The organism is Pseudomonas sp. JH-2 (assembly GCF_036231725.1).
Classification (GTDB): Bacteria; Pseudomonadota; Gammaproteobacteria; order Pseudomonadales; family Pseudomonadaceae; genus Pseudomonas; species Pseudomonas delhiensis.
Window position 1 is genome coordinate 47651 of the sequence record NZ_JAZAQP010000006.1, and the last position, 11359, is coordinate 59009.

Consider the following 11359-nt stretch of genomic DNA (forward strand, 5'->3'; position numbering starts at 1 on the left):
TTCAGGCAATCCGCGGGCACCATGCCCACGGCTTGCGAATTGAACTCGTCAGAACAGCAGGTCCATCGCATCCACATCGAATACGGGAATGCCATGGCGTCGGGATACGTCCAGACGTTCGGGAAAATGGTTGTCGATGAAGATCGCCGGCGCGCGCACATGGTCGGACTTGGGCTCGCCTTCACGCAGATGGACGATCCGTTCGAACATCGTCAACGGGATATGCGCCGCTTCCAGGGTGGCCGTCAGATCACCGGCATGGCGCGTGAGCAGCACCAGCCGCTTGTCCAGTTGCAGCAACCGGTAGGCAAGGCGCATCGCCTGTGGGTTGGCGCGGCCGGCGCACACTAGGGTGTCGTCCAGGTCCAGGTAGCAGGTATCGAAGTCGTAATCGAGCACCGCCTTGTTCTCCAGGCGGCGTTCGACCAGTTGCAGGCGCGGCTCCGGCAACAGCAGCAAGTCTCGCCCGAGGTAGTCCTGCACGGCCAGCAATGGCAGGTTGACGCCAAGGGCGCGCGCCACGACCGAGCCGGTGGACAAGCGACTGCTGAACTCCAGCAGTTTCCAGTCGCCCTGGCGGTCCCGGCGAACCTGGAAGAACCAGGGCCCGCGCAGGGCGAGCCGGGCGTTGAGCGTGGTGGCAATGTCGTTCAGTTGCGTATCGGTGGGCCGAGGTCCCGAGCGCATGGCGATGCCGCCCACCACACGCTCGCGGGAACGCGCCCCGACATACAGCAGCTGGCCGCGGTGACTGGTGAAGCAATCGACGGTCAGCTCCTCGCCCGGCAGGTACTCGCAGACCAGCGGTTGCTGCACGACAGCCAGCGCCACGGCCAGTTCATCGGCATCGGCGACCAGGGTCACCCCCTGCCCGCCCTGCCCCTGGTCGGGCTTCACCACCACGGGCCAGGCCTCCACGGCCGCGGCATTGGCATATCGACGCGGCCCCCACGGCGTATCGTCCAGCAACTCATAGGTCAACGATTTGCGCCGGGCGATGCGCGCCGTTCGAGCGTCGCCGTTGACCAGTTGCACGCCAAGGCCTTCGACACGGGGCGCCAGGTAGTCCTGCACGCTGTCGTGGGTGGCGAACACCAGGTCGATGTTCCACTGCGCCAGCAAGTGCGCGAAGCACTCATCGAAGGTCGCATCGGCAATGTTGGGCAAGTGTGCGTGCCGGACATAGGCCTGCTCGCCGTGGTCGACACGGCTGGAGGCACCGTGCAGCTCGACGTGCAGCGAGTGCTCCAGGGCACGGGCGATCTCCAGCCCCACTTCGGTGCCGCAGGGAAACACCAATACCCGGACCTTGCTCATTCCGACGGCGCCAGGTGATGGTCGGCGAAGTATTGGGAAATGCATTCGCCGATAGCCGGATCGCGGTAGAAGAACACGTAGCGCTTGCGCGGGCCGCCAGTACTCATCTTCAGCGCGATGGCGGGGGTGCGGAAATCAACCTTCACGCCGAAGCGCCTGCCGATCTCGATGAGCGAGCGACCGGAATAATAGGAGGTGTGCCCTTCTTCGAACGGATAGGTGACAGTCTCCAGCGGCAGGCCATCGCGCAGGTTGGTACTGGCGATGACCAGCCCGCTATCGCGCACTTTGTGCAGCAGGTTGGCGAAGTCCTCGTCCAGGTCGGTGAAATGCTCCACCACCTCGCAGGCGACCATCAGGTCGAATTCTGCCTCGCGTGAATCGAAGGGGACGAAATCCAGCGCTTCCTGGAAATTGCCCAGGTCGGATACGGCGACCCTGGAAACCGGCAACTGCTGCTGGATCAACGCATGGTCCTGCGACAAGCCGGCGCCATAGACCACCACATCGGGAGCGAAGGCTTCGCCGAAGTGATTCCGCAGGATTTCGAGCCCCATCTCCGCCATGCGGTACTCACGGCGCGGCGTGACCCCATCGCCGGCCCGTACGCTGGTCTCGGGCTGGCTGCCGGGGTCGAAGGGAGCGCTACGGTAGTCATGGGTATTGCCCGGATTGCCTGCATAGCCGCAGCAGCCGCAGATCACGAAGTCGCAGGTCTTGCCCAGCCACTTCTGGATGGTGCAGGTAACGGTTTCGAAGGAAAGCTCGGTGCTTCCGCACGCGTTGCATTGTGGAGTGGTCATGATTCTGATCCTTACGCTTCTGGCAACCTGTTTCGCTTATGGCAGGGGGCGGCGCAACTCGGCCGAGTGCCCGACGGGCGACTTCGGCGGGCGCTGCAGTATCGGTAGGCTGGTGATGACGTAGAGCAATGCCAGCCAGCGCGGCGAACGAGCCAGGGACGTGTCCAGCGACTGGGACCTGATCGGCTCCCCTCGCAGGTTGCGCACGATGTCCGCCAGCGTGAGCGCAGGCGAGTACTCGGTGTTGCTTCCATGGCTGTACATGGAGTCGGTCAGGTGGGAAATCTCCTTGACCACCTCGGGGTTGAATCTGTTGCGGGCGAAGTGATCGATCGACCAGTCGAACAATGTGCGCATGGCGTCGACTTCGTCCTGCAGCGGCAGCCGGCAGAGTTCGCGGGCGAACTTCGGCAGTTCTCGCTCCATGGCCTCGTGCAATGCCATGTCGCAGTCGCGCGGCGGAATCACCGGTATGAAGTCTCCGTCACGCTGCTCATAGCCGCTGGTGCTCGCATAGGGCAGGTTGGCGAAGAGGGTCTCCACGAACAGTAGCGATGCCCTGCTCACCGTCAGGTTGTACCGCGCCCTGCCGGGCTGGCTGCGGTAGATGCTTCGCGCGTAGTAAAAATCGGCAGGCACGGGACTGCCCGCGGCCAACTCCAGGAGCCGCGCCAGGCAATCCTGGGTATAGCCCCGCCCCCAGTACTCGACGAAAGCGAAGCGTTGATCGAAGTCGATCTGCGAACGCAGGTAACCAATCGCCGTGGGGCGCTCCCGGTTCCCCACCTCCAGCAAGTGCCGACGGTATCGCTCGGCGTTCTTCGCTTCGTGCACCACCAGGGTGACGAAGGTCGTCGGCAGATCATCCCGCCTGGCAGGCACGCTCAGGTCGGGGAAGAACTCCGCGAACTGGCCGGCGTCAAGCCGCAGCCCTTCCAGCAGGCCGTCGAAGGAAATCGCCCCCGTGTAGGCGAGAATGCTGGCGAAGAACTCCGGATCGATCTCATCGACATAGGACGCCACCCACCAGGCCTGGCGCGAGCCATAGAGATAGCGGGTCTGCAACGGCAAACCGCACTCCTCGATGATCGCATCGGCGATGCGCTTGAGATGGTGGCCATCGCGGGCGACGAAGTACAGGCACTCGATACCGCGCGCCAGCGCATCGCGCACCACCCACATCGCATAGCAAACCAGATACAGGGAGGCCCGGGTGTAGGCATAGCGGGCCTTGCCATCCTGATTCCGATGGCGGAAGCGAGCCATGAGCGCAGCGACGCAATAGGCGTCATAGCTGCCCAGGCTCTCGACGATCTCCCGCTCGAATGCATCGAACTGCGGTAGTTCATGCAGTACCGGAGAGATTCCCAGCGCAGCGGCACTCTTGCCGTCGGCGTTGGGGTTGTCGCCATAGTGGACCCATCTGGAGAAACGATATCCCGCCTCCCGGAACGCATCCAGATAAAGGGTACGGGTGCTTTTCTGGGTGCCTCGCGTGGACGAAAGGAACAGCGGCAGCTCGGCCAGGCGCGGCTCGGCCTTGGCCAGCAAACGCCGGATGAAGTCCTCGGGCAGGTACATGTCGGACAGCAGGATCACCCGTTCGCCGCGCTGCAAGAGCTCGAGAGCGTCAGCGATCTTGTCCGGGCATGGCTGGCAGGAGACGAACTCGCTTTCCAGCTCCTGCTCGCGCAAGAACGCCGCCTGCTCCGGCGTCAGCCCATAGACATCGGCCAGGCGCTCGATGATTTCGTCAAAGGTGATTTCCAACAAGTCGCTGCCACGCTGAAGCTTCGTGGCGCTGTACATGTAGCGAACATTGGATTCGGCGCCCATGCGCGCTTTCGGGTAATCGGACAGCAGCGAGTGAGGGAAGCCCAGACCCGAATCGCGCATCGCCCGCTGCACCCGGAAGAACACCCCCGCGGGCTCCAGCGTCGTACGCTGAATCAGGGTATCGAACACGTCGAACGAATACAGGGTAGGAGACACCAGGGCCGGCGTGCGGAAGGCGCGTGCCGACTCGATCAGGTATTCATTGTTGTCTTTCCGGGAGTACGACCAGAACAGCTCGGAAATGGCCGCACGCCCATGATCAGGCTGCTCACGGTAGCACCCAAGCGCCAGCAGAAGCTGGTCGAAATCATCACATTCGATACCGCAGGTCATTTCCCGGCAGTCGTAGACGAAATCGCGGCAATTGCCATTGGTGCCGTAGTCGAAGAAATAACGGATGAAATACGGAACCCCCGCTGCCAACAAGTCGTAGAAGATCGACGAATAATCGACGATCGCCCCATCGACTTGGTCCATGACCTCGTAGAAGTCCTCGTGGTTGTCCCAGAACAGCAGGCGAGGCTGGTCGGCATAGCGCTGCTTGAGCGCCTTGTACTTCTGATACCCCTCGATCATCGGATGGACCTTGAGGATGAACAGCAACCCCTGCTCTTCCAGCGTGCCGAGCAGCCTATCCATGTCCGGCAGGGCACGATTGAAGAAGTCGTTATGCGACTTTTCCCGGTAGGTGGGGCAATAGGCGACGATCCGGGTGTCCGGCGGCAGGTTCCTGCGTCCCAGCAGGTCGTGATCGAAGGTCTTGACCGAGACCTTCTCATGGCAGCGGGGATAGGCGCCCCGCAGTATCGAATGAGGCTCCAGAGCGCACTGCTCGATGAAGTGCTTCTCCATCAGCGGCGAGGTGGTCAGAAACAGTTGGTGATTGCGATAGGTTTCGTGATGGACGATGTGCTTCTTGACGATCCTTTCATGCAGGAAGCCGCTATTGACGCCCCGCTCGACCGTCTTGCAGCCCACGCCGTGCCACAGGTTGAGGAGAGTGGCCCCGCGCAGCTCCTCCTGGATGACTTCCTTGAAGTTCTCCACCACATAGACGCCGGCCTGCCGCATGATCCGGCGTGCAGCTGGCGAGTCGTAGCGATGGGCGCTCCAGCCCTGCCGACGGACCAACGCAATGGTCTCGTCGTCATCGCATAGCCAGTGCGCCTGGATATCGGGTCGCTTGTACTGGATATAGGCAAACAACCACTTCGGATTGCCGGCGAAGTTCATCCCGGCATTGAACACCCAGATGCTGTCGTTTCTGCTGTTCTGAGACATGGTGCGGTCCATTGGTCAGCTTGTTGCGGGCGCACATGCGCCATCGGCGAAATTCAAGGAGGCCAGGGCTATGCGATGGCCGGAGTGGCGCCGTTCCAGTGGGGGCAGTTGCCGGAAGTCGCCGTAGATGCTGGTGAGGTAGGCCTGGGTCTGTTCAGGCGCGTTGAAGCTGCGCCCCTCGAATACGACCGAGGCGCCCTTGCCGAACACTTGCGCAGGCACCACCTCGCGGTCGCCATACAGACCATAGAGATTCCCCACCAGGCCATCGCTGGAGGCCGGCAACGAAGACACCACCCGGTCATACAGGGCGAAAAGCAAGGCACGGGGCACCAGGCTCGTCGCCAGCGCCACCAGCGCGAAGCGCCAGTGCTGGGCTGGGGGTACGGGTCGCGGGTAGTAGCCCTTCTGTTTGTTCATGGTCATCGAGCGCAGCAGCGCGATGGACTTGCGCAGCAGCCGGCGACGCATGCCGGGAGGCGGAACGCCGTCCAACGGGAATACGTCCACCCCGATGCCCCGGTCGAACGGGTGCGCGTAGTCCACCACCCAACGCGAATGGCGATCGCTCACCACCAGGAACGGATAAGGCGTATAGGCGTCGATGGACGGGTGGATCGCCCGCAACGTCGGCGGCAATCGATCCAGCAGGCCGAGCAGGCGGCGGTAATCCTTGCGCGGCACCACGATGTCGATGTCGTCGTCCCAGGGAATGAAGCCGCCATGGCGCACAGCGCCCAACAGCGTTCCGCCGACCAGGTAGTAGTCGATGGCATGGGCCTGGAAGAAGTCGACTAGCGCGCCCAGCACGGCAAAGGCCCGTTGCTGGATCCGTGCCAGCGGAACGCCGGCGACCATCGCGGCCCCCTCCTCAACCATGGCGGCGCACATCGAACACCATACCTGTCAGGGTCGAGCCCAGCGCCTGCAGGGTAGCGAGCGCCACTGCCGAGGGATCCAGCAGGCTCTCGACCGGTTCGGCACCGAAGTTGCGCGTACGCATGGGCGTGCGGGTCCGTTCGGGATTGATGCAGACCACGCGGATTCCTTCGCTCGCCCATTCCTCGGCCAGTGCCTGGGTGAGGTTGACCACCGCAGCCTTGGTGGCGCTGTAGGCGGCATAGAATGCACGCCCCCGGGTGTAGGAGCTGGAGGCGAAGTTCACCAGGCAACCGCGGCTTTCGCGCAGGTACCCATGGGCAGCCTGGGCCAGGTGGATGGTGCCGGTGAGGTTGGTGGCGATGAGTTGCTCCACCTCGGATTCGCTGAGCAGGGCCAATGGCTTGTGCAGCAGCATGCCGGCGGTATTGACCACCGCGTCTATTCGTCCTTCACGCTGCGCCACCTCGGCGAGGAAGCGCTCCACGTCGCTGCGGCGGGAAATATCGATGTTGCCCTCGCCACGGCTGGCGCCATGTACGCGAGCGCCATGGGCCCTGGCCAGCTCGGCCACCGAAGCGCCAATGCCGTAGCTTGCGCCGATCACCACCACCACGCGGTCACGCAACAGGTCCTGCAGGCCATCATCCTGCGCAGCCTGGGTGCTGCGGATCTGGATCAGCTTTTCGGCGATATACAGGTCCACCCCGTCGGTGATTTTCAGATTGGAGGGCGAGCCGGCTACGGTAGCGATGGTCACCTCGGGCATTTCCCGGCGCAGCACGCCACAATCGCAGGTCACGCCCTCCAGCCCTCTGCGTTCGGCGAGTCGATAGGCCTCACGCAGGATGCCAAGGCGGAACCCCTGCGGCGTCTGTCCACGGCGTAGCCGGCTGCGGTCAGGGATGTCGCGAATATGCCCCTCCCCCGCCACCTCGACGATGGTGTCGCTGGCGGGCACCACCACATCCACTGCGTCGTACCGCTCCAGCGCGTCCAGGCAGCGGACGATGGTCGGCTGGTCCAGCAGCGGGCGCGCAGCATCATGAATGAGTATCCGCGCCTGCTCCGGCTGCCCGTCCAGAGCGGCGATTGCCGAAGCGGTGGAGTCGGCACGGTCCCGGCCACCGGCGACGATCTTCGCCACCTTGCGCCAGCCATTGCGGGTGGCCGCCTCCCAGAGCACGCTTTCGTAGCCGCCAGGCACCACCAGCACGATCTGCTCCACTGCCGGCGAGTGCTCGAAGACTTCGACGGTATGCTCGATGACCATGCGCCCGGCCAACTTGACGAACTGCTTGGGCAGCTCGCTGCCGAAGCGCAGGCCACGCCCTCCAGCGAGCACTACGGCGATGACCGGGGATTCGACTGCACGGGTAGTCATGCGACCTCCTCCAACTCGCCCATCGACAGCATCCGCTCGACGGTCTCGGGCGGGTTGTGCATCAGCACGTCGATCATCGACAGGCCTGGCATGAAGTTCTCCACTTTCTGTTGCTGGTAGGCTGGAAAGCAGCCATGTACGAAACGCAGTTGCACGTGCTGTTCGCGAAACGCGGTGGCGCTGTATAGCGAACGACCACCGCTGGCGTTGTGGTAGGCGTCGGCCCCGAAGAGCCGGCAAAGCTCCAGAATGCGTTCCTGCCCCTGAAGCGAGCTGGGCATCTGCGAGGCGAAGGAAACCGAAAGCGGCCTGCCGAGGTAGGCGAAGACCGCCTGGACGGAAGCGGCGCAGACGCGAGCGACATTCTGCTCGGGCATCCGGCAGATGGATTCGACCAGGGCGAAAACCACGTCGAAGAATGGAGCCCGCCGGTAGGCATGGCGTATCAGCTGGAGAAACTTGTCGTGATCGCCAACGAAATGGTGCTGGTCGATTCGCAGGTTCTGGCTGGCCCCTTCCACCGGCAGCGTGAAGCGGAATGGCTGGCCATCGAGCAGGATGCTGTTGCGGTGGATGAACCCCCGGCGAATGAAAGCCACATCGTCCAGGAAGACGAAGTGGTCCACGCTCCCCGCCAACTGGAAGTAGCCCAGGTAAGGGAAGAAGTAGGGTTGCATGACCGCGAGAATCACGCCCGGACTCCCGCACTGATGACCAGGTCGCAGATGCGCTCGACATCCTCGTCGGCCAGGTCCGGGTAGATCGGCAGGCACAGCACCTGGCTCGCCACCTGGCGGGCGACCGGCAGGTTGCTCGGCTCGGCCGACGGCAGGCCGCGGTACATCGGGAAGTCGCTGATCAGCGGGTAGAAGTAGCGGCGCACCACGATGCCCTGCTCGCGCAACAGCTCGTACAGCCGGTCGCGCTCCACGGCGAAATCCTCGTCGATCAGCACGGGGAAATAGGCGTGGTTGGACACGCACCCGGTACGGAACTCGATGAAGTTCAGCCCCGGCAAGCCGACCAGGCGCTCACGGTAGAGGTTATCGATTTCCTTGCGCCGCGCCAGCGCACGGTCGATGTGCCGCAGCTGCAACAGGCCGAAGGCGGCGTTGATCTCGCTCATCTTGCCGTTGATGCCGGGGGCCACCACCGTGGTTTCATTGACGAAGCCGAAGTTCTTCAGATGGCCGATGCGCCGGTAGGTTTTCTCGTCGGGGCAGATGATCGCCCCGCCCTCGAAGGTGTTGAACACCTTGGTGGCGTGGAAGCTGAGCACGCTCAGGTCGCCGTGGCGCAGGATGCTGCCGCCGGCGTCGCGCACCGAGAAGGCATGGGCCGCGTCGTAGATCACCCGCAGGTTGTAGTTGTCGGCGATGGCCTGGATGGCCTCGACGTCGCTGGGGTTGCCGTAGCAGTGCACCGGCATGATCGCGGTGGTCTGCGGGGTGATCGCCGCCTCGATCTTCGCCGGGTCCAGGCTGAGCGTCTGCGGGTCGATGTCGACGAACACCGGGCGGATACCGTTCCACAGCAGCGAATGGCCGGTGGCGACGAAGGAATAGGGCGTGGTGATCACTTCCCCGGTGATGCGCAGCGCCTGCAGGGCGGTGACCAGCGCCAGCGTGCCGTTGGCGAACAGGGCGATGTGCTCGACGCCAAGGTATTCGCACAGCGCCTTCTCCAGGGCACGGTGCATGTCGCCGCCATTGGTGAGGATGCCGCTGGCCCAGACCTGTTCCAGGTAGGGCAGGAACTCGTTCAGCGGAGGAAGCAGGGGCCGGGTGACCGGGATGCTCTTTGTCATGGCTGCCACCCGCCAACCGACATCGGGCACACGCAGCGACGGGAATGCGACAGGGGGAAGTCGAGCTTCCTCCCGCGCATGAGGCGGAGGTTCGAAGTCACCTGGCCGATACCGGACCTGGCCGGGGCTCCGTAGGGAATGATCGTGTTCAACATGCTGCATCTCTCCCCGCCTGCCGCTACGGCAAGGTCTGGCGAAGGTTCCTAAAGCACTGGCGGTTGGACTCTTGTCCGGAATTCAGCCAGTGGGCAGGGCGTCAATTTGCTGACTGGAAAAACCGCCCCGACAGGACCTCAGCAAATTGAATGCCATCTTCCCCACGGGTGCGCGGGGCCTGGCATGCGGGGGAATGAGGAAGGCTTGAAGCGCCGGCCGGAAGCGCCGGGAGGCAGCGGCAAGGGATTGCCGCCGAAAGAAACGCCGCACGCCCTCCGACGGAAGACGCACGGCGATCGAGTAGGCTCAGAGCTTGTTGAACAGGCTCAACTGGCTGACCCGGGCAAACGCCGCCTGGGCCGCCTCGAGCATGGTTTGCTGCAGGACCAGCTTGGAGGTGGCCTCGGCCATGTCGGTGTCGCGGATCGACGACTGGGTGGTGCTGTTGGTCAGGCTCAGGCTCTGGTTTTCCTGGCTGAGCACGTCGATGGTGTTCAACCGCGAGCCCACCGACGACTGCACGTTCATCACCTGATTCATGCCATTGTCGATGTTGGTCAGCGCCGAGGCCACCATGTTGCGGATGTTCAGCTGGGCCTGCGGATCGTTGGCGGTGGAGGCGCTCAGCGCGGTGCGCAGGTCGCCGATGGTGTTGAGGATGTTCTGCCGCTCCGGCGAGCTGGTGGTGACGCTGAACTGGTCGCCGGTCGCCGGCGAGGCGCTGATCGAGAGGTCGACGCCGGCCACGCTGATGGTCTGCGGGAAGGTGCCGCCGAGGGTACCGCTGGAGATCGGCGTGGCGCCCTGGGTGGCTGGCAGCGCGTAGACCTCGTAGTCGGTGGCGCTGGTGAACTTCAGCTGCACGCCGTTGGCCGGGAACTGGGTGGTGTAGGCGGTCTGGTTGCTGACCGTGCCGCTGGTGATCTGCGCGCCCGAGGCGTTGCTGGCGCTGCGCTTGATCGAAACGTCGTCGGCCGCCACGCCGAAGCTGAAGCTGTAGCCGCCGACCAGGCTGTCCATGTCGCTGGCATCGTCGCTGCTGGGCAGCGAGACGTCGAGCTGGAACTGCGCGCCGCGGAAACTGATGGCGTTGCTGTCCGCCGAGGTGGCGTCGTAGGTGCCGTTGGTGTTGGCCTCGCTGGTGACATCGTTGCCATCCTTGTCGAGGATCTGGTACTGGGTGCCGCTGAGCACGTTCAGGGTGTAGGGCGCGCCATCGCGGAAGCTGGCGTTGTAGGTGCTGTCGCTGGTCACCGTGCCCTGGGAGAGGAACGCCCGCTGCACGCCGTCGGTGTTCGGGTCGCTGCCCAGCGAACTGGTGGTGCGGCTGGCGTTGGCCGCCATCTCGAAGATGCTCCAGCCGTTGTCGCTGGTCGGCAGCAGCAGGTTGTCGGCGATCTGCAGGTTCAGCGAACTCTGGTCGCCCTGGTAGCTGTAGGTGCCGTCGGCGTTCTGGATGAACGGCTGCACCGTGCTCTTGCTGCCGGAGAACAGGTAGTTGCCGCTGGCGTCCTTGCTGTTCATCAGCGTCAGCAGCTGCTGCTGGATCTGCCCGAGCTGGTCGGCCAGGGCCTTGCGGTCGTCGTCGGTGAGGGAGCCGTCACCGGCCCGTACCGCGACCTCGCGAGCCTGCTGCAGCACGTTGGTGATGGAGGACAGCACGCTCTCTTCCTGGTTCAGGGCGTTCTGCGCGGTAGTCATGTTGCTGCTGTACTGGGTCAGCAACGCCTGCTGCTGTTGCAACTGCAGCAGGCGCGCGGCGCCGACGGGGTCGTCGGCGGGGGTCTGGATGCGCACGCCGCTGGAAATCTGCTCCTGGGTCTTGGCCAGGCTGGCGTAGCCGCGGTTGTAGTTGTCGATGTTGGAACTGAAGATCTGCGGGGTGGAAATACGCAT

General features: G+C 63.9%; 8 protein-coding genes. All 8 read right to left on the reverse strand.

Translation table 11 applies throughout. The annotated features are described in order from the left end of the window. Window positions 1-48 precede the first annotated feature (48 nt). Complete coding sequence (locus VV867_RS06010; protein ID WP_109933454.1) at window positions 49-1317, reverse strand: ATP-grasp domain-containing protein; 1269 nt, start codon at window positions 1315-1317, stop codon at window positions 49-51. Next, window positions 1314-2120: a methyltransferase domain-containing protein gene (locus tag VV867_RS06015; RefSeq protein WP_109933455.1), complete on the reverse strand. Its 807-nt coding sequence runs from the start codon at window positions 2118-2120 to the stop codon at window positions 1314-1316. The genes VV867_RS06010 and VV867_RS06015 overlap by 4 nt, the downstream gene beginning before the upstream one ends. 36 nt (window positions 2121-2156) lie before the next feature. After that, entirely contained in the window at window positions 2157-5237 is a 3081-nt protein-coding gene (locus tag VV867_RS06020) for a CDP-glycerol glycerophosphotransferase family protein (RefSeq protein ID WP_328565861.1), read from the reverse strand. 15 nt (window positions 5238-5252) lie between these two features. Beyond that, window positions 5253-6095 (reverse strand): LicD family protein, encoded by an 843-nt coding sequence (locus VV867_RS06025; RefSeq protein WP_328565862.1) that lies wholly within the window; start codon window positions 6093-6095, stop codon window positions 5253-5255. A 13-nt stretch (window positions 6096-6108) separates the two neighbouring features. After that, window positions 6109-7500: a bifunctional cytidylyltransferase/SDR family oxidoreductase gene (locus tag VV867_RS06030; protein ID WP_109933458.1), complete on the reverse strand. Its 1392-nt coding sequence runs from the start codon at window positions 7498-7500 to the stop codon at window positions 6109-6111. Then, window positions 7497-8192, reverse strand: a complete 696-nt coding sequence (locus VV867_RS06035; RefSeq protein ID WP_089391793.1) for a WbqC family protein — start codon at window positions 8190-8192, stop codon at window positions 7497-7499. Before VV867_RS06035 ends, VV867_RS06030 begins: the two co-directional genes overlap by 4 nt. Beyond that, on the reverse strand, window positions 8189-9307 hold the full coding sequence (locus VV867_RS06040) for a DegT/DnrJ/EryC1/StrS family aminotransferase (RefSeq protein WP_328565863.1): 1119 nt from the start codon (window positions 9305-9307) through the stop codon (window positions 8189-8191). Before VV867_RS06040 ends, VV867_RS06035 begins: the two co-directional genes overlap by 4 nt. A gap of 462 nt (window positions 9308-9769) precedes the next feature. After that, window positions 9770-11359: a flagellar hook-associated protein 3 gene (locus VV867_RS06045; protein WP_328565864.1), complete on the reverse strand. Its 1590-nt coding sequence runs from the start codon at window positions 11357-11359 to the stop codon at window positions 9770-9772.